Annotated in this window: 22 protein-coding genes and 2 tRNA genes; 16 read left to right on the top strand and 8 right to left on the bottom strand. The window is 31.5% G+C overall.

Going from position 1 to position 25038, the window contains the following annotated elements:
* Nucleotides 1–174 precede the first annotated feature (174 nt).
* Nucleotides 175–1287 carry an AI-2E family transporter gene (locus PYW35_RS09650; RefSeq protein WP_016913095.1) on the bottom strand — a complete coding sequence of 371 codons (1113 nt, stop codon included), beginning with the start codon at nt 1285–1287 and terminating at the stop codon, nt 175–177.
* 356 nt (nt 1288–1643) lie between these two features.
* Between PYW35_RS09650 and PYW35_RS09645 the strand changes: the two genes are divergently transcribed.
* The 3 genes from PYW35_RS09645 (at nt 1644) to PYW35_RS09635 (ending at nt 4578) form a co-directional block, all read left to right on the top strand.
* On the top strand, nt 1644–3209 hold the full coding sequence (locus PYW35_RS09645; RefSeq protein WP_103323110.1) for an alanine/glycine:cation symporter family protein: 1566 nt from the start codon (nt 1644–1646) through the stop codon (nt 3207–3209).
* A gap of 77 nt (nt 3210–3286) precedes the next feature.
* A complete protein-coding gene (locus PYW35_RS09640; RefSeq protein WP_016913093.1) occupies nt 3287–4036 on the top strand; it encodes an alpha/beta hydrolase in 750 nt (249 codons plus the stop codon).
* 35 nt (nt 4037–4071) lie between these two features.
* Entirely contained in the window at nt 4072–4578 is a 507-nt protein-coding gene (locus PYW35_RS09635) for a YjcG family protein (RefSeq protein ID WP_103323111.1), read from the top strand.
* 486 nt (nt 4579–5064) lie between these two features.
* On the opposite strand, the gene ltaA is transcribed toward PYW35_RS09635, so the two are convergent.
* Entirely contained in the window at nt 5065–6261 is a 1197-nt protein-coding gene (ltaA, locus tag PYW35_RS09630) for a lipoteichoic acid biosynthesis MFS flippase LtaA (protein ID WP_016911650.1), read from the bottom strand.
* The gene (locus PYW35_RS09625; protein WP_016911649.1) at nt 6239–7414 is read right to left on the bottom strand and encodes a diglucosyl diacylglycerol synthase; all 1176 of its coding nucleotides are present in this window, start codon (nt 7412–7414) and stop codon (nt 6239–6241) included. The genes ltaA and PYW35_RS09625 overlap by 23 nt, the downstream gene beginning before the upstream one ends.
* 502 nt (nt 7415–7916) lie before the next feature.
* On the opposite strand from PYW35_RS09625, the gene PYW35_RS09620 reads away from it, so the two are divergent.
* The 6 genes from PYW35_RS09620 (at nt 7917) to PYW35_RS09595 (ending at nt 15547) form a co-directional block, all read left to right on the top strand.
* A complete protein-coding gene (locus tag PYW35_RS09620) occupies nt 7917–9401 on the top strand; it encodes a UDP-N-acetylmuramoyl-L-alanyl-D-glutamate--L-lysine ligase (RefSeq protein WP_103323472.1) in 1485 nt (494 codons plus the stop codon).
* Complete coding sequence (locus PYW35_RS09615; RefSeq protein ID WP_016911647.1) at nt 9391–9630, top strand: YueH family protein; 240 nt, start codon at nt 9391–9393, stop codon at nt 9628–9630. The genes PYW35_RS09620 and PYW35_RS09615 overlap by 11 nt, the downstream gene beginning before the upstream one ends.
* Before the next feature lie 13 nt (nt 9631–9643).
* Complete coding sequence (locus PYW35_RS09610) at nt 9644–11206, top strand: peptide chain release factor 3 (RefSeq protein ID WP_103323471.1); 1563 nt, start codon at nt 9644–9646, stop codon at nt 11204–11206.
* Between the two features lie 220 nt (nt 11207–11426).
* Entirely contained in the window at nt 11427–12248 is an 822-nt protein-coding gene (locus tag PYW35_RS09605; protein ID WP_103323470.1) for a TerC family protein, read from the top strand.
* A 253-nt stretch (nt 12249–12501) separates the two neighbouring features.
* Nucleotides 12502–14178 (top strand): S1C family serine protease, encoded by a 1677-nt coding sequence (locus PYW35_RS09600; RefSeq protein ID WP_103323356.1) that lies wholly within the window; start codon nt 12502–12504, stop codon nt 14176–14178.
* Between the two features lie 16 nt (nt 14179–14194).
* Nucleotides 14195–15547, top strand: coding sequence for a TrkH family potassium uptake protein (locus PYW35_RS09595; RefSeq protein ID WP_016911643.1), 1353 nt, complete (start codon nt 14195–14197; stop codon nt 15545–15547).
* Nucleotides 15548–15957: 410 nt separating this feature from the next.
* Here the strand turns inward: PYW35_RS09595 and PYW35_RS09590 are convergent, their stop codons facing one another.
* A complete protein-coding gene (locus PYW35_RS09590) occupies nt 15958–17433 on the bottom strand; it encodes an ATP-binding protein (protein WP_204107845.1) in 1476 nt (491 codons plus the stop codon).
* 158 nt (nt 17434–17591) lie between these two features.
* On the opposite strand from PYW35_RS09590, the gene PYW35_RS09585 reads away from it, so the two are divergent.
* Entirely contained in the window at nt 17592–19103 is a 1512-nt protein-coding gene (locus PYW35_RS09585) for a bifunctional metallophosphatase/5'-nucleotidase (RefSeq protein WP_103322901.1), read from the top strand.
* 90 nt (nt 19104–19193) lie between these two features.
* Here PYW35_RS09585 and PYW35_RS09580 read toward each other — a convergent pair whose 3' ends face one another.
* Together PYW35_RS09580 and PYW35_RS09575 are read right to left on the bottom strand one after the other, a co-directional pair.
* A complete protein-coding gene (locus PYW35_RS09580; protein WP_103322900.1) occupies nt 19194–19799 on the bottom strand; it encodes a CPBP family glutamic-type intramembrane protease in 606 nt (201 codons plus the stop codon).
* 2 nt (nt 19800–19801) lie between these two features.
* Nucleotides 19802–19987 carry a YkvS family protein gene (locus PYW35_RS09575; RefSeq protein WP_016911639.1) on the bottom strand — a complete coding sequence of 62 codons (186 nt, stop codon included), beginning with the start codon at nt 19985–19987 and terminating at the stop codon, nt 19802–19804.
* Between the two features lie 173 nt (nt 19988–20160).
* On the opposite strand from PYW35_RS09575, the gene PYW35_RS09570 reads away from it, so the two are divergent.
* A complete protein-coding gene (locus PYW35_RS09570) occupies nt 20161–21156 on the top strand; it encodes a lipoate--protein ligase (RefSeq protein ID WP_103322899.1) in 996 nt (331 codons plus the stop codon).
* A gap of 70 nt (nt 21157–21226) precedes the next feature.
* On the opposite strand, the gene PYW35_RS09565 is transcribed toward PYW35_RS09570, so the two are convergent.
* Nucleotides 21227–21442 (bottom strand): IDEAL domain-containing protein, encoded by a 216-nt coding sequence (locus PYW35_RS09565; protein ID WP_016911637.1) that lies wholly within the window; start codon nt 21440–21442, stop codon nt 21227–21229.
* Between the two features lie 248 nt (nt 21443–21690).
* Between PYW35_RS09565 and PYW35_RS09560 the strand changes: the two genes are divergently transcribed.
* The 5 genes from PYW35_RS09560 (at nt 21691) to PYW35_RS09540 (ending at nt 23829) form a co-directional block, all read left to right on the top strand.
* Nucleotides 21691–22053 (top strand): VOC family protein, encoded by a 363-nt coding sequence (locus tag PYW35_RS09560; protein ID WP_103322898.1) that lies wholly within the window; start codon nt 21691–21693, stop codon nt 22051–22053.
* A gap of 100 nt (nt 22054–22153) precedes the next feature.
* Nucleotides 22154–22708: a competence protein ComK gene (locus PYW35_RS09555; RefSeq protein WP_016911635.1), complete on the top strand. Its 555-nt coding sequence runs from the start codon at nt 22154–22156 to the stop codon at nt 22706–22708.
* A 132-nt stretch (nt 22709–22840) separates the two neighbouring features.
* Nucleotides 22841–22915: transfer RNA gene (locus PYW35_RS09550), tRNA-Asn, on the top strand.
* Nucleotide 22916: 1 nt separating this feature from the next.
* Nucleotides 22917–23004 (top strand) — tRNA-Ser (locus PYW35_RS09545).
* 96 nt (nt 23005–23100) lie between these two features.
* Nucleotides 23101–23829 (top strand): alpha/beta hydrolase, encoded by a 729-nt coding sequence (locus PYW35_RS09540; RefSeq protein ID WP_103322897.1) that lies wholly within the window; start codon nt 23101–23103, stop codon nt 23827–23829.
* Nucleotides 23830–23947: 118 nt separating this feature from the next.
* Here the strand turns inward: PYW35_RS09540 and PYW35_RS09535 are convergent, their stop codons facing one another.
* Nucleotides 23948–24886: a 1,4-dihydroxy-2-naphthoate polyprenyltransferase gene (locus PYW35_RS09535; protein WP_016911633.1), complete on the bottom strand. Its 939-nt coding sequence runs from the start codon at nt 24884–24886 to the stop codon at nt 23948–23950.
* Nucleotides 24887–25038 lie beyond the last annotated feature (152 nt).

The raw sequence follows: 25038 nt of genomic DNA, 5'->3' as shown, positions 1-25038 counted from the left end.
ATCAATGAATAGAGAAAAGAGTAGTCCTAATGGGATTACTCTTTTTTGTATTGCATAAAAACAAGTATAGAGGTATCCAATAGAAGAAAGTGTGCACAAAAAAAGACTGCCAACAAGTTCACTTTAAGTGACTTTGTTGGCAGTCTGACTGAAACTATAATTGGTTTCAGTTTTTTATTTTAAATCATTATCTAGAATTGGATCATCTTCTACTGTTCTACTTGCACTTGAACTGATTGATTGTCTATGTGTATACACATTTCTTACAATTGTCTTAAGAACTGCATACGTTGGTACAGCTATTAAGATAGCGACGAATCCGCCTAAATTACCGGCTGCTAGTATAACAGTGATAATTGTAAGTGGGTGTATGTTGAGCGATTTACCCATAATGTTAGGCGTGATGACATTACCTTCAAGTTGTTGACATATGAGTGTAATGATACTGACCCATACGAGCATCATTGGATCTTGTATAAGTGCGATAGTAGCTGCTGGTATAAAAGCTAACCATGGTCCTAAAAATGGAATCATGTTTGTGATTAAAGCTAATAGTGCTAATAACAATGCATAATCTAAATCTACAAATGTATAGCCTAAGTATAATAATACGCCTAGAATGACGCTGACAGTAACTTGTCCTTGAATGTATGATTGTAATGTTTGGTTAATGTCTTTACTTAAGTTTACTACGAACCATTTTGAACGTCCTTTAAATGGTTTTGCGATAAATGGTATGAATCTTTCATGATCTTTTAACATATATATTAAGAAAAATGGTACTAAGATTAATAAGAACATAGTCGAAACAATTGAAGAAATATAACTGAATAAATTTGTGAGCATGTTAGTAACAATGCCACTAATACTTTCAATTGAATCATTAATTTTTTGAGATATATTTTCTGGCAATCTATCTCTTTGTTGTAGTGCGTAATCAACGACTTGTTGTATTTCGCGTTGAATATAAGGGATGTTTTTAATCAAGTTATTAATTTGATCTGTTAATACTGGCACAATGATCGATATAAATAGAATAACGATAAGCGTTAATGCAAGTAGTATAATCGAAATGCTACCCCATCTTGGTATTTTTCTTTTTTCTAACATTTTCTGAAAAGGTAAACAAATATAAAACAAGAATCCACCTAATAATAATGGAAGTAAAATTGATTTTACGATGATGACAACCGGATAAAATATTTCGTTTATTTCCATGAATACTTTTATAATTAAAAATGTTAGGAGAATTGCAATTCCAGTGCGAAACCAAGCTTTATTTAACAATAGTAGTCCTCCTCATTAAACTTTCTCATACTTTTATATTATAAGCGAAAATACAGATTTAACAATGATAAATAGTCTTTCGAAAAAATAAAAACATGTATTTGTTTTTCACCATTTTTTAAGTTGTACGGATTAGAATAATTATTAATTAATTATGAATATAATATTGACGTAGATATTTGGTATATTATTGTAAAAAAGCTTTTTGACAATGTAGTAAGCGCTTACAATAAAATGCAATTCTTGCCTAAAAAAATGATTGATTGTGTATTTATACATGGTATAATCATAACAAGATAATTTCGAAATTTTCTGAACATGGGATTATCTTAAGGCTTACAACAAAGGGGAGATGAATTATGGAGTCTATTGTTAGCTTTGCAAATGAAATCGTATGGAGTAAAGCATTGGTATATGGTTTATTATTAACAGGTGTTTTATTTTCAATTATGATGAGGTTCTTCCAAGTTAGACATTTTAAAGAAATGATAAGATTAATGTTTCATGGGGAAAAATCACCAACTGGTATTTCTTCTTTCCAAGCGATAGCTGTATCATTAGCAGGTCGTGTTGGTACGGGTAATATCGTCGGTGTTTCAACAGCAATCTTCATCGGTGGTCCGGGTGCAGTATTTTGGATGTGGGCTACAGCGTTTCTAGGGGCAAGTTCAGCTTTTATTGAATCAACACTCGGTCAGATATATAAAAGAGAAATTAACGGCCAATATCGTGGGGGGCCAGCTTATTATATAGAATCAGGTATTAAAGGTAAGGCTGGTAGAATATACGGTATCGTCTTTGCACTTGTTACAGTGCTATCGGTCGGTTTATTATTACCAGGGGTACAATCAAATGCTATCGCTTCATCTATGAAGAATGCTTTTGGTTTAAATCCTTGGATTATTGCAATCTTTTTAGGTGCCTTACTAGCTTTAATTATTTTCGGTGGTATTAAAACGATTGCAAATGTTGCAACTGCCGTTGTTCCATTTATGGCCATTGTATACATAGGATTAGCAGTTGTTATTATTGTTTTAAATATTGGTGAAGTTCCAGGATTAATCGCAATGATTTTCAAATCAGCATTTGGTGCTGAAGCTGCTTTCGGTGGTATATTTGGTGCTATGATTGAAATTGGTGTTAAACGTGGACTTTATTCAAATGAAGCAGGTCAAGGTACTGGACCACATGCTGCTGCAGCTGCAGAAGTATCACATCCAGCTAAACAAGGACTTGTACAAGCTTTTTCTGTTTATGTTGATACACTTTTAGTATGTACAGCAACAGCATTAATGATTTTAATGTCTGGTACATTTAACACAACAGATGGAACAACTAACAAAGATGGTACTCCGCATTTAATGCACGATAATGGAATATATGTAAAAGCTCCAGATGGAAGTAAAGATGTTACGGGTACTGCGATGTACGCGCAAGCAGGTATCGATAAGGCATTTGCAGGTGAAGATTATACATTTGATCCTGCATACTCAGGATTCGGTTCTTACTTTATTGCACTTGCGCTATTCTTCTTTGCCTTTACAACAATATTGGCATATTACTATATTGCAGAAACCAATGTGAGTTATATTATACCTTCAGATAAGCAAAAAATATGGATAATTGTAGTACGGCTCGTCTTGATAGGTGCAACAGTTTACGGATGTGTAAAAACAGCGGACGTAGCTTGGGCAATGGGTGATTTAGGTGTAGGTATGATGGCATGGTTAAATATTATTGCTATATGGATACTTCACAAGCCAGCTTTAAGAGCGTTACGTGACTTTGAAATCCAGAAAAAACAAAAAGGTTCTGGTAAATATGCAATATACAAACCAGCTCCGGATGAAGTGCCTAATGCTAAATTCTGGCACGAAGATTATCCGGAACGTCTAAAAGAATTTGACTTAAAAGATAAGTAATTAACAATATCAAACGCTTTCAAATATGCGCTCTCTACTGTACAATATACTTATATGTACAGTTGGGAGCGTTTTTTATGGATAAAAAAATAGGTCTAGTTGACCAAATCAAACTTGAAAGTAAATTTTTGAGAAGGGAAGTGACAATCTCAATTTACTTACCTAAAGACTACACAGATCTATACAAACATCATGTTGTGATTACATTTGATGGTAGAGACTTCTTCCAATTCGGTCAAATTCATCGAGAATATGAAAAGTTGAGAACTGCGGATAAAGTCGAAAGGTCAATCATTGTAGGTGTTCACTATGAAGATGTTGAACTTAGAAGAAAAGAGTTCCATCCTGATGGAGAACATCGAAAGGAAATGTCACAATTTGTTGTGAAAGAGTTATGTCCTTATATTGATAAAACATTCTCAACTTTAAAAGTAGGAAATGCAAGAATATTATTAGGTGATAGTCTTGCAGCGAGTATAGCTTTAGTAACTGCTCTAGAATATCCACATCATTTTAGTCAAGTTGGATTATTTAGTCCATTAGTAAATGATACGGTAACGGAAAAGTTTCAAAATTGTTCAGCTAAAGATCTATTAACAATTAAACATTATATTGGTAAAGAAGAAGATTCATTTAAATTGATTAGCGGTGATATGGCAGACTTCTTAACACCTAATAGAGCCTTTAGTGAAAGTGTTAAACAATCAAATATAACTTATAATTATGAAGAACTAGATGGGGGACATACATGGAAAACATGGAAACCTGAACTAGGAAATATGTTAAGTTACTTTTTAAGTCATCAAAATCAGAAAAATTTGATATAATAATAATGAAGAAAAACAAAGGAGGAAGTGTCATTATGAAATTAGGTATCGTACTTATTCCATCTAAACCATTCCAAGAAGCAGTGAATGCTTATCGTAAAAGATATGACAAACACTATGCATTAATTGCACCACATATTACTATCAAAGAGAAATTTGAAATTGAAGATGGTAAATTAGATGAGGTTAAATCTAAACTAGAGAAAACAGCAAAAGAATTTGAACCAGTTGATATTCAAGTGTCAAAAGCTTCAAGCTTTGTACCAACTAAAAATGTAATTTATTTTAAAGTTACTAAAACTGATGCATTAGAATCTTTGTATAGTAAATTTAATAGTGGAGAATTTTATGGTGAAAGTACACATCCATTTGTTCCACACTTTACAATAGCTCAAGGTTTATCAAGTCAAGAATTTGAGGATATCTATGGACAAGTGAAAATGGCTGGCATAGAACATTCAGAAACAATTGACACGATTAAATTAATGAAACAAAATGATGACGAAACATGGTCAGAAGAAGCATCATATACGTTAGGTTAAGTTAATGATGAAGCATGAAATTATATACTCATATAATTTCATGTTTTTTTTATGTAGAAAATGATGTTGAGATAACCACATCATTCTTATACTATCGGATAAAGCATCTTCAATGAAGAACAATAATACAAAAATCAGCATATTAGAATACTTTAAAAAGTAATAGAACCTGTGAAATTATCAAGTCAGGCTCAACATGATAAATAGAGCCGTTGAATTTATCAAGTCAGGGCTCACATGATAAATAGAGCTGTTGAAATTATCAAGTCAGACTCCACATGATAAATAGCAAAAATCTCTATAATATTCTCCACGATTTTGCAAAGTGCTGACGCCGGGGGAATAGTATGCGAGAGAGACTACAGGCTCGAACCATATTCATAAGGCAAGCATGCACTTTCAAAATCGTAAGATTTAAAAAAGATCTCTTCATTAGGATTACCCTAATGAAGAGATCTTTATTGATGTCCGAGACTCCGGACTAGTTTATATTGAGTTTTTCTTTTTATAATTAATAATAAAGAATGTACCATAGAATAAAGCTAAGAATAAAAACATTAAACTAGATGCATATATTGTATAATAAACGTCTCTAAATACTTCAGAAATAATACCGCCTAAAACGGGACCAATCATAGTACCAAAGCCTTGAACACTATTAAATACGCCCCATGTTTCTTCTTGTACTCTATTATGAATATGACCTGCCATAAACGTATTCCAAGCTGGTAAGAGTAATCCATATATTGTACCGATAAGTAAAGCAATCAACAGCACGATAAATAATTGTGTTAATAATGTTAGTCCAAATATAAATGAACTATACGCTAAAAATCCGACAAAAATAATGACGTGTGTAAATGTTTTAGAGTGCTTATCCATTAGCTTTGAAAAGAACAGCATGGATACTGTACAGCCTATACCACCGACAATGAGTATCAACGTGTATTCTAACGTTGTTACACCCATATGTTTAGTGGCATATGTAGGTAGTATAGGTACAAGCATACCAATTGCGGATCCTTGTAAAAATATACCTGGGAATAATAGTAAATGACGTTTCGTTACTTGAATAATTTCCTTGAATTGTTTTTTTACAGACTTACTTTCATAGTTCGTTAATTGAACTTTAACAAAATAGAATAAAATCCAAGCAACTAATACGCAAAGAGCCATCATAAATGTAAATCGGGTTGGGTGTAGTTTAAATAGTAAGTTCATAAAGATCATACCTGAAAGCATGCCGACTAACCAACTAAAATAAACATATCCCATCTGTTTGCCTCGAGATGCTTCATCTACGCTTGAAAGCATAATGACCCAAATAGGACTTACAGCAATACCTAATAAGATAGCACTTATAATGAATATTACTGGTGATGGTATAAATATAATTAACGCTAAACTAGAAAAAGCTAATATAAAGCCACAAGTTAAAATAATCGTTGGACCGAATCTTTTTAGAAGAAAGCCAATAACAAAGTTTGTCAATGCATCACTTATGAAATGTAATGATATTGCTAACGAAGTAATACCAACAGTCACTTTAGAAGCGGTTGTTGGTAAAATAGGTAAATAGCTTAAGATGTACATACCTCTAGCAAATTCCATCATAAATAAAATGACTAGCATTATCCAAAAATCTTTTTTATAAAATGTCTTACCTGATGAAGTATTTCGCATACATAGGAACCTTTCCGTAAACTTCATTATATGAAAGTGAGTCACTTAATAATGATAGTAAATCGTTACATATATTTTCTGTTGATTTTTCAATATAATTTTCTTCTAATAGATGTGTCATTTGTTTTAACTTATTCGGTTGATTAGTAAGTGAAATAACCATTTTAGTTGCTTCTTCTGGCGAATTTGCTATTTTTCCATACCCTTTATGTTCGAAATAATTGGCATTTTCCAATTCTTGTCCTGGAGCAGGATTTAAGAATATAAGTGGTAAGTGTCTAGAAAACGCTTCTGAAATCGTAATACCACCTGGCTTAGTGATCATAAGTTGACTTGAAGCCATCCACTCATTCATATGTTTAGTGTAGCCGAGAATTAAGACGTTCTTATTATCTTTGAAATGTTCTCTCAGTTCATTTTTTAATGATTTACTGTTACCACAAATCATAACAACTTGAGCATCTTTAGCGTGCATATCAATTTGACTAATCATAGTAGAGAAGCCAGTAGACACACCAAACGCACCTGCAGACATTAGAATAACCTTTTTATCGGGATCTAATTTGTGTTTACTCAACCAATGATATCGATCAAGTGGCTCTTCGAACTGTTTTGAAATTGGAATACCTGTTACTTTTATATCTTCACGTTCAATTCCAATCGATTGCATCTCATTTTTTAAATCTTTAGTCGCGACATAATAACGATTTGAGTGTGGAGTTACCCAGTTCTTGTGTAAACGATAGTCTGTCATAACTGTAGCAATTGGTATATTTAAATTAAACTGTTCTGTTAATACAGACACAACCGGTGTTGGGAAAGTTAGCAGTATTAAGTCTGGCTTTTCTTTTATAAGTAAATTTAATAATTTATTCAGTCCATAGTACTTATAGATACATTTATCAATTTGTTCTGGTCTACTATAGTAGAAAAATTTATACATATTTCTAAAGTATTTAAAGCTGTTTATATACCACTGTTTCGCAATTGAAGTCATAATAGGGTGTGCTTCCAAAAACAAATCATGCTCTATTACAGTCAAATGATTTAAATTCATTTCACCAAATTGTTTCACAATACTATTAGTTACTTGTAAGTGACCGTTACCGAAAGAACCAGTAATAATCAATAATTTTTTGTTTTGAGAAACCATTAGCCACACTCCGTATTTGTATTTAAATTCTATGATAGTTTAACGCATTTTCCCTGTTTTGTGAAAAGATATCGCATATCATTACAAAAAACATATAAAATCTTTAAACTATTTCAATGTTGTAATTAATATTTTTATAACTGTTTATGTCGGAATATTAGAATCTATTTGATGATTCTTTATAATGTCCCATAATATTTTTGTTATTATGAATGAATTCTATTCTGTTATCAATAAAAATGTCAATAAACATCGGCAAATTGTCACTTTTAAATAGAGGTAATAGGCTCATATGAAGAAATTCATCTTTCCTTTATGTATACATACCCGTTATATTTATAATTAATAATAAAATGAAGGAAATAAATAATCCAATTTATATAAATATCGAAAACTTCAGAGCCTCTTAACATCCTACATTTGTTTATACATGTAGTCAAAGCTATAAAATCATAATAAGAAAGTGTATAATAAACCTATTGAAAATAAAGGAGAAATAACGATGAACGTTAAGACGTTATTAAATAAAATTAAAATAAAAAAAACTTATGGTAATGTAGATCAAGAAGTAGTAGACATTACGACAGATTCAAGACATGCATCTGAAGGCTCTATCTTTGTTGCTTCTCAAGGATATACAGTTGATAGCCATAAATTTATACCGAATGTTGTTGAGCAAGGTTGTACAGTTGTAGTAAGTGAGAAGTATTTAGAACTTACTGACAATGTATTGTTAATAGTTGTTAAAGATACATTGAAAGTAGCGAGTATGTTCAGTCATGTATTGTACGATTTTCCAAGTCAAAAATTAACAACGATTGGCGTGACTGGAACAAATGGTAAAACGACTATCGCTACTATGATTCACCATTTAACGAGAGGTCTAGGAAAAGGAAGTGCTTATTTAGGCACAAATGGATTTCAAGTTAATGAGAAAGTTACTAAAGGTGTGAACACGACACCAGAAACGGTTACTTTAACTAAGCATATAGTAGAAGCTGTAAACCAAGAATGTAAAAGTATGACATTTGAAGTTTCAAGTCATGGCTTAGTCATAGGTAGATTAAGAGGTTTAGAGTTTGATATCGCAATTTTTTCTAATTTAACGCAAGATCATTTAGATTTTCATGGTACTATGGAAGCTTATGGATATGCTAAATCATTATTATTTAGTCAATTAGGACAAGATTATAGAAAAGATAAATTTGTTATACTAAATGCAGACGATAAATTCTCTAAAGAATTAATACCAGTGACGCCATTTGAAATTTTTACATATGGTATTGATAATGAAGCAGATTTCATGGCTAAAAATATTCGTGAATCTATTAGAGGCGTAGAATTTACCCTTGTAACATCTTTTGGAGAATATGAAGTACATTCACCTTATTTAGGTAAATTTAATGTACTTAATTTACTAGCAAGTATTTTAGGTTTATGGGTTCAAGGATATGAATTAGACGATATTACGAAAGCTGTAATAAATATGCCGGCTGTTGAAGGCCGTTTAGAAGTGTTAGACAGAAATCTTCCGATTGATTTAATTATCGATTATGCCCATACACCAGATGGTATGGATAAATTAATTGATGCTGTTAAACCATTCGTTAAACAAAAACTTATATTTTTAGTTGGCATGGCTGGCGAAAGAGACTTAACAAAAACGCCAGAAATGGGTAAAATAAGTTGTCGAGCGGATTATGTCATATTTACACCAGATAATCCTGCAAATGATGACCCGAAAATGTTAACAGCAGAATTAGCTAAAGGAGCGACACACAATAATTATGTAGAATTTGAAGATAGAGCAGAAGGCATTAAACATGCAATTGAAATTTCTGAACCAGGTGATACGGTTGTACTTGCTTCAAAAGGTAGAGAACCTTATCAAATTATGCCTGGTCATATAAAAGTGCCTCACAGAGACGATTTAATTGGTCTAGAGGCGGCATATGAAAAATACGGAGGAAAGCCAAGTGAAGATTAGAGAAAATCATTCGCAAAACTTAAACTGTAAAGTTTTTATATATGAAAATAAAAAAGAAGAATATTTTGTGATTTCTATTCCGGATTTATTTTGGTCTATAGAAGTAGATTATGATTTATACGGAGAATCTTTAATTGAACATTTGTATTTGCATTTATTTAATGTACTTGATGAAGACGAAGCGAATGAATTAGCGAATAGAATAAGCCAATGGACATCCGAATTATAAGGAGAAATGAATCGTGACGATTAAACAAGAAGTAGAGAGTAGAAAAACATTTGCGATAATATCCCATCCAGATGCCGGTAAAACAACTTTAACTGAGAAGTTATTACTTTTTGGTGGAGCAATTAGACAAGCTGGTACTGTAAAAGGGAAGAAAAGTGGAAAATTTGCAACAAGTGACTGGATGAAAGTGGAACAAGAACGTGGTATTTCTGTAACAAGTTCAGTTATGCAATTTGATTATGATAACTATAATATTAATATTTTAGATACACCAGGACATGAAGATTTCTCTGAAGATACTTATAGAACGTTAATGGCTGTCGATAGTGCAGTTATGGTGATTGACTGTGCGAAAGGGATAGAGCCACAAACATTAAAGTTATTTAAAGTGTGTAAAATGAGAGGTATACCTATCTTTACGTTTATTAATAAATTAGACCGTATGGGTAAAGAGCCTTTTGAATTATTAGAAGAGATTGAAAAAACTTTAGAAATAGAAACTTACCCGATGAACTGGCCAGTTGGAATGGGACAAAACTTTTTCGGCATAATTGATAGAGCGGAAAAGACGATTGAACCATTTAGAGACGAAGAAAATATTTTGCATTTAAATGAAGATTACGAACTAGAAGAAGATCACCCAATCAAAAATGACTCACAGTTTGAACAAGCAATTGATGAATTAATGTTGGTTGATGAAGTTGGAGAGCAATTTGATGAAGAAATGTTATTAGCTGGAGAACTTACACCAGTATTCTTTGGATCAGCTTTAGCGAACTTCGGTGTTCAAAACTTTTTGAATGCATATGTAGATTATGCGCCAATGCCAAGTGGTCGTAAAACAGAAGAAGGAGACGTTGTTGATCCATTTGATCAAGATTTCTCTGGATTTATCTTTAAGATACAAGCAAATATGGATCCAAGACATAGAGATAGAATTGCGTTTATGAGGATTGTAAGTGGTGCATTTGAAAGAGGTATGGATGTGACCCTTCAAAGAAATAAGAAAAAGCAAAAGATTACGCGTTCAACTACATTTATGGCTGATGACACTCAAACGGTCAATCATGCAGTAAGTGGTGATATTATCGGTTTATATGATACAGGAAACTATCAAATAGGCGATACACTTGTTGGAGGTAATCAAAAATTCCATTTCGAAACATTACCACAGTTTACACCTGAAATATTTATGAAAGTTAGCGCTAAAAACGTGATGAAGCAAAAACACTTCCATAAAGGAATTGAACAATTAGTTCAAGAAGGTGCTATACAACTTTATAGAACACTTCATACTAATCAAATTTTACTTGGAGCTGTAGGACAATTACAATTTGAAGTATTTGAACATCGTATGAAAAATGAATATAACGTTGATGTTGTAATGGAACAAGTCGGCAAGAAAATAGCAAGATGGATTGAAAATGAAAAAGAGATAACGGACAATATGAATTCAAGCAGATCTATTTTAGTGAAAGATCGCTATGACGAATATGTGTTCTTGTTTGAAAATGAATTTGCAACGAGATGGTTTGAAGATAAATTCCCAGAAATCAAATTATATAGTTTGTTATAATTCACAAAACATTGTATAATAACAAAATACAACTAAATAGACCTACGACTTTGTCGAAGGGGAGTAACTTGAGAACTTAAAAATTCTAGCATATTATCGTCATTACGAAGTGGAAGCTTCCGGTAATATGGACATATTATAAATGTTAAGTGAGACCTTTGCCTTTAATTAGGCATGGTCTCTTTTGTTTTTTATTAGAAGAAAATGGAGAGTGAAAAAGATGGATCCGAGTTTATTTTTAAGTTACGGTTGGGTATTAATCGTATTGATTTTTCTAGAAGGACTATTAGCAGCAGATAATGCTGTTGTAATGGCGGTAATGGTTAAACATTTACCAGAAGATTTAAGGAAAAAAGCACTTTTCTATGGTTTATTAGGTGCTTTCGTGTTCCGTTTCATGTCACTGTTCTTAATTAGTTTCTTAGCTAACTTCTGGCCAATACAAGCAGCAGGAGCATTATACTTAATTTATATGTCTGTTAAAAATTTAATAGACTTCAAGAAACATAAAGACAAGCCAATTGAGACACCAGATGATATCGAAGGAAAAGAAGAATTTTCAGATTCTGAATACCCTACAGATGAAGAAGGTCATCATAAATTGAAAAAGGATTTCTGGATGACTGTATTAAAAGTCGAATTTGCAGATATAGCATTTGCGATCGATTCAATGTTAGCGGCTTTTGCAATAGCTGTTACATTACCAGCAGTAGGCGTTCACTTTGGTGGAATGGACGCAGGTCAATTTTCTGTTATGTTCGTAGGTGGTATGATTGGTGTAATCATTATGAGATTCGCAGCAACTTACTTTGTTGAATTATTAAATAAATATCCAAATCTAGAAGCAGCAGCATTTGCTATTGTAGGTTGGGTAGGTATCAAATTATTCGTTATCGTCCTAGCACATGATGAAATTGGCGTATTGCCACATGAATTCCCACACGGTATATTATGGCAATCCATATTCTGGAGTGTATTATTATTGTTAGTTGTAATAGGTTGGATAACATCAGTTCGTAACAATAAAAAAACAAATGAGTAAATAAAGAAGATATAAGCTGTCGACAAAGTTCAAAACTTTGTCGACAGCTTTTTGTATATAGTAGCGTAAAAATACATTTCTAAATTACATTGTGAAGTTCAATATTCATGGTTTTTTAAGTAATTAAACTAAAACGTAAATATATGTAAAAATAGGTGTATAATGTAGAGATATACAATGGTTTTATGTTAATAATTTTAATATTATATGGCATAATAGAAACATTAAGATTTTAGATTGAGGAGGGCAATAAATGTCACGAAAAAAGCATGTCATTCCTAGAAATGAATATAAGAGACAGCGACGTGAATTTTTTCATAATGAAGAGCGTGAAAAAAGAATCGAACAAAAGAGACAAGAGGATGAGATTAAAAAAGCTAACGAGTTAGAACTACAGAAGAAAAATGAGTTACGTGTGAGAGAAAATATGCAAAAAGCACGTATTGAAAAATTAACTAAAGAAGAAATAAAAAAACAAGAAGAAGAGTCCAAATCACATCCAACGATAGATTTGGATGACGATAGATTAACTGATTCACATAAAGACAGCATTGAGCATGAAAACAATATACAACCTGATTTAGATAAAGATATTTCTAATGCTGATAGTGATGAAGATTCACAAAATATTGAATATAAAAAAGTAGACAATCAAAGTCAAGATGAAGTTGATAAACAACTTGTTAAAGATAATGACTTTGAAACTAATAAACAACTCGGTGCAATACATGATGAAAAGGTAGAAGTAAAATCTCAAAACAAGAATAACTTTATAAATACGATATTATCTAAAGTTGAAAAACATTGGCCGATTATTGCGATTATATTAGCTATCATATTAATCTTCATTTTAGTATGGAGCATTTTTCAAAATGTGAATCCGCCTAATGAAGGTCGAAAAACAATCGAAGAAAAGCAATCTCAAAAAGGTTTCCAAAAACCGATTACAAATGTGATGGAAGCGGTAGAGAAATCTAAGAGTTCAGTAGTTGGTGTTTCTCATGAGGATTCTGATATATCTAGCAAAAGGGAAGCTTCACAAAAGAAAAAAGAAGAAAATAGTGGCGTCGGTTCAGGCGTCATTTATAAAGTTGAAGATGATAAAGCATACATAGTAACAAACGCACATGTTGTTTCAAATGATAAAAAGCCAATTATTACGACAGCTAATGATAAAAAATACGATGGTAAAGTGGTAGGTACTGATCAATGGTCTGACATAGCCGTCGTAACTGTTCCAATTGAAAAGGATGCTAAATTTAACCCTATTAAATTTGAAGACTCCGATAATTTAATTTTAGGTGAAACAGCAATCGTCATTGGGAGTCCACTAGGACCAGAATTCCAAAATAGTATTTCAACTGGTGTTGTTTCCGGTTTGAATAGAAAAGTACCTGTTGATTTTAATGGTGATGACGAGTATGATTGGGAAATTAAAGCGATTCAAACAGATGCAGCAGTCAATCCTGGTAATTCAGGTGGACCAATTTTAGATTCCCAAGGCAATTTAATTGGCATTGTATCCTTGAAAATAGATATGCCAAATGTTGAAGGCATGGCATTTGCTATACCGTCAAACGAATCAGCAGACTACATTAATAAATTAGAAAAAGACGGTAAAATTAAGCGTCCAGAACTGGGTATAATGGCTCAAAATTATACTAAATTAGGTTCTAATGAAAAATCTCAAATATCTTTACCTGGCAAATATAAATCAGGAATGGTTATTGCTGGGGTTACTAAAGATGGTAATGCTGATAAAGCAGGAATAGAGTTTAACGATGTAATTGTCGGCATTGAAGATACAAAAATCGAAAATAATCTTGAATTTAGAAAAGAATTATATAATAATCATAAAATAGGTGAGAAAGTTAACTTGAAACTTATTAGAAATGGTAAAGAAATAACGAAAACATTAACGTTGAAATAAATAGAGGTGACAATTTGTGTCCATTATAAAATACTTTTTTCAAAAAATGACGCCGCAACAAGGTATTGTATTATATTATTTGGGTGCAATCATTGTCGCCTTTTTATTATTGAATTTACCTTATGTCATTAAACCTGGTGTGAAGATTGCACCAGTAGATACATTATTTGTTGCGGTATCAGGTGTAAGTGTAACAGGGCTTACGCCAGTTATTATTGAAGATACTTTTACAATGTTCGGTCAGGCTATCATACTTATCATTCTTAATATTGGCGGTATCGGTGTCATGGCAATTGGTACTTTATTGTGGGTGATATTAGGAAAGCACATCGGATTAAGAGAACGACAACTCATTATGCTTGATAGTAATTCTAATGCTATGAACGGTGTTGTTAAATTAATCTTAGACATTGTTAGAACAATATTAATGATTGAAGTAATAGGTGCGATATTATTATCTTTTTATTTTTATAAAGATATAGGATCAGTTAAAGAAGCGATACATCACGGGATTTTTGCTTCAGTGTCTGCAACAACAAATGGTGGCTTAGATATTACTGGAGAATCACTTGCACCTTATGCGAATGATTATTTCGTACAAACAATTATTATGTTGCTCATTATGTTAGGTGCTATCGGCTTTCCAGTGTTAATAGAAGTCAAAACGTATATGCGAAATACGATACCTAATTTTAGATTTTCATTATTTACTAAAATTGCAAGCGCGACATATTTGTTCTTATTTTTATTAGGTACAATTGTGATTTATTTATTCGAGTTTTCAAATGCATTTAAAGATGTTTCATGGCATAAAGCAATATTCTATGCCATGTTCCAATCATCTTCAACACGAAGTGCAGGACTCTCAACAATAGATCTCAGCCAATTTTCTGAAGCTACGAATTTCTTCTTAGGTGGTTTGATGTTTATAGGGTCATCACCAAGTTCAGTAGGTGGCGGTATAAGAACAACAACGTTTATGATACTTATACTTTATTTAGTGAATTTTAGTAATGGTCGGACGACGATAAAAGCATTTAATAGAGAAATACACCCAATAGATATCCAAAGATCATTTGCGGTTATTTCATTAGCATTAGCGATTACATTCGTAGGTGTATTAACAGTTGTGAGATTTGAAGACGGTAAGCACGATTTGTTATCAATATTCTTTGAAACAATGTCGGCATTTGGTACATGTGGATTATCCATGGGGATTACAGATAGTTTACAATTAGGATCTAAAGTCGTCATTATGATACTTATGTTCATAGGTCGAGTAGGCTTACTATGTTTCATCGTAATGCTTGGTGGTAAGTCCACACCAGATAAATTCCACTATCCAAAAGAACGTATACAAATAGGATAGTAAGAAAAAGCGTCCGGGACATAAATGTCCTAAAAACTTAAAAAGAGCAGAAATTCAATTTTAAAATTGAATTTCTGCTCTTTTTTAATTGGGTGTGGTGGGAACGTGGTCTGAATGTTGCTTGTTTGATCAGTCTTGCAACATTCAGGCCTTCTATGTTGCTTGTTTGGTAAGTCTTGCAACATTCAGGCCTTCTATGTTGCTTGTTTGGTAAGTCTTGCAACATTCGGGCCTTCTATGTTGCTTGTTTGGTAAGTCTTGCAACATTCGGGCCTTCTATGTTGCTTGTTTGGTGAGTCTTGCAACATTCAGGCCTTCTATGTTGCTTGTTTGGTAAGTCTTGCAACATAGAGCATGCACGAACAAAATCGTAGACTATATTAAAATAACAACTCATTAGTTTTTCATGACTAAATAGATTTAACGATAGGAATGGTAATAATAAAGGTCGTGCCTTTAGACATATTGGTAAATACGCTTATTTTGCCTTCCCAGTCTTCAATTAATTTCTTACTTAAATAAAGCCCTAGACCACTACCGGATTCTTTCGTTGTAAAGAACGGATCAAATATTTTTTGCTGAGTTTCTTTAGACATCCCTTTACCGTTATCTTTAAATATTATAGTTGCTTGTTTAGTATTTGTATTTTGCAATTGTATCTCTATTGAAGCATTGTCTATATCAGTTAACGCGTCTTTTGAATTTTGAATTAAATTTATGAGTATTTGTTTCAATTGATCTTCTGATATAAATGCGTAAATCGGTTCTTCGGGTAATGTTAAAGTGATGTTGATATTATTTTGCTCTAATTCATATTCTAAAAATTGTATGACTTCTTCAATTGTTTGGCTAATATCGACGTTTGTATATGCCAAGTTTGTTGGCTTACCTAAATATAAAAATTGAGTAACGATATTGTTAATTCTATCGAGTTCTTCGGAAATGATATTAAAATGTTTATCTTGGTGTTCTTTATCATATTTCATTCTTGTAAGTTCGACAAAACCATTGATGCTTGTTAAAGGGTTTTTTATTTCATGCGCAGTGTTTGCTGCAAGTGTACCAATTAGTCTTAATTTTTCATTATTAGCTTGTTCGATTAATTTTTCATGTTCTAATCTCTCTGAACGACTTTTAAATATCAAAGTTAAAATCGTTAATAATAAAAAGACAATTAAGAATATAAATATACTTGGTAAAATGATACGTGATATAAAATTGTATTGTCCTGTAATACTAATTGATACAGGTAAATTATTATATAAATATGTTATCGTTTTTGAATGTTGATGTTCTTTACCAACTTGATAAATTTCAGTGCCATCAATACCTTTTACCTGTATATTGAAACGTTTTGAAATTAATTTTATTTCATTTTTAAAAGCGTTCATATTTATTTCTGCAGCTACGGTATAATCTTTGTTTTTTATTTTTAATTGGTTTGTAAGTAGTAATGTACGAGGTCCTTTTAACGTTTTTTCTGTACTACTTAATGTTGAATTTTGTGAAAAAGGAAAGTGATATTTATATTTTTTGAAATCTTCTATAGATGTATAATCTTGTCCTTTAGAATCATAGACGACTTGTTTTTGATCATTCAAAATATAAATATGATCTATCCAACTATATCTTGTATGATTATCTTCTAAAAATTGATTAATAAACTTTTCATCATCACTATTTGATAAAATAGTCGTTAATGATTCGGAAATGCTATTGGATTCATTTATAAATGTACCGATTTTTAAATTAACTATTTCTTTAGTTGTGTCTAATCTTTGGTTAACTCTATTCGTATAGTTTCTGCTAATGATTGCACCAATTAATAAAGAAACAACAAGTGCAATAACAATATTAAGTATTATGATTTTATTAAAAGGTTTCATAATAGCCTCCCGTTTTTAAATACTACTTAATTGAGTATATTATGATTAACAATTATTGCCAACATAAATTAAAACACTTTATCATGATTCAAATTAGCTTTAAAAGACATAATGCTTTTTAAAAATGGTAAAATAAATAGAAAAGAGGGGGAATAACATTGAGGACGAATGAAATCATCACAATTGATCTATTAGCTACTTCTGACTTACATGGCCAAATAGGCAAGAGTGGTATAAGTGGTAATATATTAAAGATGGCTACTTATGTTAAACATAAACGTAAAGCCAATCACCATGTATTATTATTGGATAATGGTGGCATGCTGTCGGGTTCAATGTTTGCATTTTATTACGCTCAAATTGCACCTTACAAGAGAAATCCTATGATTAAAGTGATGAATGAAATGCAATTTGATGCAAGTGGTGTTAGCCCCGATGAGTTTAGTTTTGGTTTAGATTTCTTAAATAAGTCGATAGCATTAAGTAGGTTTCCATGGCTTGCAGCTAATATAGAACATAGTAAGACGAGAGAACCTTATTTCACAACGCCGTACACCATTAAACATGTGGATGGCATTAAAATTGGCATTATTGGTTTTACTTCAAGTGGTTTAATGGAAAATAAAAATATAGAATTTGAAGATGAAGTTATGGTTGGAGAATCTATGGCATCAGCAAAACGTTGGGTGAGATATCTACATGAAAAAGAAAGTCCTGACTTTTTAATTATGTTGTATCATGGTGGATTAAACACATATACAGATAAAAATAATTACCGATCATATTATAGTAATAACGCTGAAAACATGATTAAAAGTACGGAAGGCGTTAACGTCATTATTACAGGTCATCAAGAGCATGTTGTAGATTTGAAAGTTGCTGAAACTCAGTTTATACAACCAGGTAAAAATGCGACTAATATTGTCGACATGTCGATTCAATTTAGAAAAAGAACTAATTCAGTAGAAATTATCGACACATCTATCAAACATGTTGAAATATCTAGCTATCCAGAAGATAGAGATTTGTTAGAATTAACACATTTTGACCAAAAAGCTGTACAACATTGGTCAGAACAAAATGTCGTAGATATCCCTGTCATATTGGATTATAAGCACTTAACGGATTTATATAGTAAACCACATAAATATACAGAGTGCATTCAAAATAGTATGAGTAGAGCATTTTCAGATGCGGACTTTATATGTGCACAAATTGGAAATCCAATAGGCAATGGTTTGCGAGGCGAACTTAAAGTAAAAGATATTTATAAATCTTATGTTCATACTGATAAACCAGTCAAAATCAAATTGACCGGTAAAGAAATTAAACGTATTTTAGAAAGAACTGCAACCGCATTATATAAAGAAGATAATACAATAAAGTATAATGAGGAGATTTTAGAGCCAACTTTAATGACAGTATGGAAAGGTTTCAAATATACAATTGATTTAAGTAAACCTGTTGGCAATAGAGTTATTCTTCATAACATCGATTTAGAAAAAAGTTTTAATGTTATTATGACAGACTACTTATTTAGACACGTGAATAAAATTATTTCAGAATCAACATATGAAAGATCTAAAAAAACGGTTATTGAATATATGATAGAAGAATTAGAAGAAACTAAAGGTAAATTTGAATTAAAACATGACTTCGAAGTGATATAGCACTGTATAAAAAGATAAAAAAACTGCCAACAAAGCCTTTGACTTTGTTGGCAGTTTGAATTTAAACACAATTGTATTTAAATTATTATTTTAGCTAAATATAATAACGAGAATAATAATGGCTGCAACTTGAGCGATATATGAAGTTACAATTCTTTTCGTGTGAAAATATAGCGTAGATAATATTAATTGAGCTAAAAATATAAAGATAAATATAGCAAAATGATTTAAATATAAAAATAGCGAACTAGATGCAAAAGCACTTACAACAATTGCAACAAGAGGTTGCGAAAATTTAAGTTGTAATTGATTTTGTAATATTGTTCTTATATACAGTTCGTGACACGGTATCGCAATCACAATTGTAACTAACATTTGCCATTTGTAAAAAACGCCCGCTTGCATTAATTCTTTCAATAATGATGCATATGATAAACCATTATAAATTTGGGATAATAACAGTTGAAGTATTACTAGCAATACTGCACCAATTAAACCATATCCTATTGATTGTAATAATCGTTTAGACTTAATCTCGCGTTGATAAAAGACATAGCTAATGCCTGCAATCATCATGATGCCAGTATATAAGTACCAGAATACTTCTTTTTCACCTTGCATAACAAATAATATAAAGTGAAAAATAATGTAACTTGATATGAACCATATTAATTGAGGATTAATTTGTTTTTTCACTATTATCCCTCTTCAGAAATTATAGTATAACGCTTGTGATTCACTACTGTTTTTTCAGGTAGTTCTAAACTTTCAAAGTTATCCATGATTGTTATATCTACTATAACTGAGTTTTCATTGATTTTTTCAACTCTACCTTTTAAGCCATCTTGAAATTCTATGATATTTCCTACTTCTGCGATTGTCATGTTATTCCTCCTAAATAATACTATTGAAACATTATACTAAATTACCTTTAGTTAATAAAGTAATAATAAGATATACGTCTATTTTATCACAAACATATCATATATATGATTAATTAAACATATGGTAATATGAAAGTGAGGCTATTAGGGGAGAAAACAAGGAGGAAATATAAATGAAATTTGTAAGTAATAATGATATTAATGATCCAATGATTAATTTAGCGATGGAAGAATATGTTCTAACTTCTCTACCTAAAGATGATAGTTATTTTTTATTCTATATTAATCAACCATCTATTATAGTTGGTAAAAATCAAAATACGATTGAAGAAGTTAACCAAGAGTATGTTGAGGCTAACAACATTAAAGTTGTGAGAAGAATCTCAGGCGGTGGCGCAGTTTATCATGATTTAGGGAATTTGAATTTCAGCTTTGTTACTAAAGATGATGAAGATAGTTTCCACAATTTTGCCAAATTCACTCAACCGATTGTTGACGCTTTAAATGAAATGGGTGTTAAAGCAGAATTATCAGGTAGAAATGATATTCAAGTCGGTGCAAAGAAAATTTCTGGTAATGCGATGGTCAAACAAAAAGATAGAATGTTTTCACATGGTACTTTAATGTTAAATAGTGAAATTGAAGAAGTTGTGAATGCTTTAAGAGTTAATGAAGCAAAAATTAAATCTAAAGGTATTAAATCTATACGCTCTCGTGTTGCTAATATTCAAGAATTTTTAGAAGAGCCAATGGATATTGAAACATTTAAACAACGTATTTTAACTTCTATATTTAAACAACAAGGTAGTGAAGAAGTAGAAGAGTACCATCTTACAGATGAAGACTGGGAAAAAATTAATGAATTAAGTCAAAATAAATATCAAAAATGGGAATGGAATTATGGAAAGAACCCTAAATACAACTTTGAAAGAAGTCACAAATTTGATAGAGGTTTAGTTCAAATTAAATTAGATGTTAAAAAAGGAATCATAGAGCATGCGGCAATATTTGGTGATTTCTTCGGTGTAGGTAATGTAAATGATATTGAAGAGGTATTAATAGGTGTACAACATCAAAAATCTTCTCTAAAAGAAGCGCTAAAAGATATCGATGTATATCATTACTTCGGAGATATTGATAAAGAAGAGATTATCAATTTAATGTTATAAAATAAAAGAGACTATTTTTGAAGGCGTTCAAAAGTAGTCTCTTATTATGTGTTAAATTTTAAATAACAACTCACGATTGCAAATCCTCCAACTGTATTAATTCTTCACTGTATTGTTCAAATAAAGTATTATTACGATTCGCAAGTGCTTCATCAATTAAAACCATTAATTCTCGTTTACGATTTTCACGTAAAGCAGAGTCAATTACGAGCTCGACTGATAAATCATTTAAGTTATTAACAAAAGTTTCTAAACTCTGATGCTTAACTTGAGAATATTGTTTCATTTTAAACAACCCCTTGACTTTATTTGTTAAAATTATAGCGTATTTATTTTCTAAATGCAATGAATATTCAGAAATTTTAAAAAGTTATTTTATTAGTAGTAAATTTTGATAAACTAACTTTATATGTACATTATAATTTAGTATTTATAATATTCAAATTATTTTGCTCATAAACACTGTAGTAAGTTGTAAATGATTGTTAAATAGGATTTACAAAATTGAAAAACTAAAATTAAGGAGATGATCGGATGTATAAATTGAAAATGTGGGACCATGTGCAATTATCAGCACCATATGGATCAGAAGAGCGAGCTAGAGAATTTTACGTAGGGAAATTAGGATTTAACGAAGTTGAAAAACCAGAAACTTTAAAAGGTAATGGAGGCATTTGGTTTAATATTAATAACGTAGATTTACATATTGGCATTGAAGAAGATTTTAAACCTTTAAAAAAAGCCCATCCGGCAATCAATGTAGAAAATCTTGAAAGCTTAATTGAACATTTAACGAATGAAAAGATCGAATTTAAAACGGATAATAGATTTCCAGGTGCTAAAAGACTACACTTGTTAGATCCTTTTAAAAACAGACTCGAATTTATAGAAAAGTAATAGTATTTTATAATTATAGTATTGACTCTAATCTAAATGTGTAATATATTTTATTCAAAGATATAGAAAACTCAAAAAACAACTTAGAGAGGAGCATGCTATGAAAAAGTATGTCATTAAACAGAACACAATGTATATAAGGGGTATCAAAGTAAATGAACAGACTGTTCATACTGAGGTTTCTGAAGCAGGTAAATCACCGTTTATAGTCAAACAGAAACCTCAAGAAATTATGAATCACTCCTGTCGGTTCTATGGAGAACATTTTCAAGAAAGAAAATTATTTACGAAGCGCCTCACAAGTATTACGAGTAAGCCTCCTATTTTAGTCTCACCTGTAACATCTACTTATTTCTTCTGTACACATTCCGAAAGATCTACAGAAAACACATGGATTAATTTACTCTACGTTAAACATTTCACTAAATATAAAGGTGATAAAACTAAAATCTTTTTAGAGCAAGATCAAACCCTCGTATTTCCAATTTCATTTCACATTATCAACCATCAATATTTGAACTGCACATGTCTGTATTATAAGAATCATAGAAATAATATTTTTATCAAACAACTGAATATGCCTAATATCGACTTAACACAAGATGGATATAGTGTGTTAGATGTTATAAAGATGTATCTTAAAAATCATCATTAAAGAGTTAAAGTGAACATTAACGGAACATGTGCTACTAAAGTGTAAATGTTCCGTTAATTTTTTTAAGTTTACTCTTGAAAATATCTTCATGATTGATATAATAGTATTTGTGCTTGATAGAAAGCATATTATTCCACAGTAGCTCAGTGGTAGAGCTATCGGCTGTTAACCGATCGGTCGTAGGTTCGAGTCCTACCTGTGGAGCCATGGAGATGTACTCAAGTTGGCTGAAGAGGCGCCCCTGCTAAGGGTGTAGGTCGTTCTGCGGCGCGAGGGTTCGAATCCCTCCATCTCCGTCACAAAGTCTGTAACCGTTATGGTTGCAGGCTTTTTTTGTATATGGAAAAGAAATTATAAAGTAAGTTTAGAAATTTAATACCGGAGTGATAGATTTGTTGAAATTGAAAGAATCTCGAAATGTATATTTAAAAGGTGGTAAAGAAGCAGTGTTATTGCTGCATTCTTTTACAGGCACGGTTAGAGATGTGAAAGATTTGGCTGTTACATTAAATGAAGAAGGGTATACATGTTATATACCTGCTTATAAAGGTCATGGTTTGAGTGTAGAATCATTGTTGAAATACAATACGAATGATTGGTGGCAACAAGTACAAAACAGTTATCAATTTTTGAAAGATGAAGGTTATCAAGATATTAGTGTACTTGGTGTGTCATTGGGAGGTTTAATGTCATTAAGACTTGTTGAAACAAGCGACATTAAAAAATGTGTTGTGATGTCTGTACCTAATAATCGTACAAGTATTGATATAAAACGTAGACTTTATAGCTACGGTAAAAGAATCAATCAAATTCAAAATTTAGACCAAAATGAAAGTGACCGACAACTTGCGCTTATTGATGGATATGATGAAGGCGCTCAAGTTTTCAGTAGTTTTATTGAACAAACGATGAAAGAGCTATGCAGTATCCAAATACCAATTTCCATTATGTATGGAGAACTTGATCAATCAACTTATAAAGATAGTGCTGAACATATTTATAAAGAAATAGGTACACAGCAGAAAACGCTCACTTCATATGAAAAAGCAACGCATCTTATGACACGAAGTGATGACAAAGAGAAAGTGGGAAAAGATATTATTCAATTTTTAAATGAATAATAGCGTGAGTTTTTGATTTATAGGCCCGTATGATTCACAATAAATAAATCTAATCAAAAGCAATATAAAAAGAACAGCACGAACATTTTGCAAGTTCGTACTGTTCTTTTTTAAATTGTTATAGTCCACCTAGTAAACCGCTAATATATACAGCTAGTGCTAATAATAAGCCGAATATCGTGTTAGCTTTGCCAGTTGCTGCCATAGCAGGCATCATTGACTGTGGCGTATCATTCTTGTTAAAGCGTCGTACAGCTTTAATTGGGAATGGTACTGAAATAAGTACGAGCAACCATAATATTGAACCATATGGCTTAAATAATGCTAAGTAGATAACAAATACGTATGAGAAAATGTACAGAATCGCCATTGTCATAAGTGAAAATCTTTTTCCGACTAAAATAGCGTATGTTTTTCTACCACTTTGTTTATCTTTTTCGCGGTCTCTAATGTTATTGGCTAAGTTAATGAGCCCGATTGTAATAGAGACAGGTATACTGAGTAGTGCTGGATAAAAACTTAATGTACCGGTTTGTATGTAGAATGAAATCATGACAATAACAAATCCCATAAAGATTCCAGCGAATATTTCTCCAAATGGCGTCCATGATATAGGATATGGTCCACCTGTATAAAAATATCCAATGGCCATACAAAAAAGTCCTATAGGTATTAATAACCAAGTACTTTGCATACAAATATAAATACCTAAAAGCACTGCGATAATATAAAATGCGATAGCTAAGTTATAGACGGATTTTGGTGACATACCATTTCTAACTATAGCACCACCTATACCAACAGATGTGTGATCATCTAATCCACGTTTATGATCGAAGTATTCATTAAACATATTTGTTGCTGCTTGTATTAAAATGCTTGCTAATAGCATAGCTAATACTACTGTAATTTTAATGGATGCTTCAGCACCTGTTAAAAATATTTTCGATGAAGCTGTACCTAGTAATACTGGTACAAATGAAGCAGTAAGTGTATGCGGCCTCATTAAATGATAATATTTTTTTACGCCAGAATGCTGTGATAAATTTTGTGACATTTATTTACCTCTTATTATTAATATTTTTGACAGTATTAGTATATGCCTTCATCATCAATTGGTCAATCACGGTTATTGTGTAATATTTTAATATATATTCTATTTTAAAAGTACAATATTAACGCATGTTGTGTTAAAAAATGATAAAATAA

This window comes from Mammaliicoccus vitulinus (assembly GCF_029024305.1).
Lineage (GTDB): Bacteria > Bacillota > Bacilli > Staphylococcales > Staphylococcaceae > Mammaliicoccus > Mammaliicoccus vitulinus.
This window is presented reverse-complemented; position numbering and strand designations above follow the sequence as displayed.

Excerpts from the sequence above, each read along its gene's own strand:
- PYW35_RS09640 (WP_016913093.1), top strand. The coding sequence starts at position 3,287 with ATGGATAAAAAAATAGGTCTAGTTGACCAAATCAAACTTGAAAGTAAA.
- PYW35_RS09635 (WP_103323111.1), top strand. The coding sequence starts at position 4,072 with ATGAAATTAGGTATCGTACTTATTCCATCTAAACCATTCCAAGAAGCA.
- ltaA (WP_016911650.1), bottom strand. The coding sequence starts at position 6,261 with ATGCGAAATACTTCATCAGGTAAGACATTTTATAAAAAAGATTTTTGG.
- PYW35_RS09625 (WP_016911649.1), bottom strand. The coding sequence starts at position 7,414 with ATGGTTTCTCAAAACAAAAAATTATTGATTATTACTGGTTCTTTCGGT.
- PYW35_RS09620 (WP_103323472.1), top strand. The coding sequence starts at position 7,917 with ATGAACGTTAAGACGTTATTAAATAAAATTAAAATAAAAAAAACTTAT.
- PYW35_RS09605 (WP_103323470.1), top strand. The coding sequence starts at position 11,427 with ATGGATCCGAGTTTATTTTTAAGTTACGGTTGGGTATTAATCGTATTG.
- PYW35_RS09600 (WP_103323356.1), top strand. The coding sequence starts at position 12,502 with ATGTCACGAAAAAAGCATGTCATTCCTAGAAATGAATATAAGAGACAG.
- PYW35_RS09590 (WP_204107845.1), bottom strand. The coding sequence starts at position 17,433 with ATGAAACCTTTTAATAAAATCATAATACTTAATATTGTTATTGCACTT.
- PYW35_RS09575 (WP_016911639.1), bottom strand. The coding sequence starts at position 19,987 with ATGACAATCGCAGAAGTAGGAAATATCATAGAATTTCAAGATGGCTTA.
- PYW35_RS09570 (WP_103322899.1), top strand. The coding sequence starts at position 20,161 with ATGAAATTTGTAAGTAATAATGATATTAATGATCCAATGATTAATTTA.
- PYW35_RS09565 (WP_016911637.1), bottom strand. The coding sequence starts at position 21,442 with ATGAAACAATATTCTCAAGTTAAGCATCAGAGTTTAGAAACTTTTGTT.
- PYW35_RS09560 (WP_103322898.1), top strand. The coding sequence starts at position 21,691 with ATGTATAAATTGAAAATGTGGGACCATGTGCAATTATCAGCACCATAT.
- PYW35_RS09555 (WP_016911635.1), top strand. The coding sequence starts at position 22,154 with ATGAAAAAGTATGTCATTAAACAGAACACAATGTATATAAGGGGTATC.
- PYW35_RS09535 (WP_016911633.1), bottom strand. The coding sequence starts at position 24,886 with ATGTCACAAAATTTATCACAGCATTCTGGCGTAAAAAAATATTATCAT.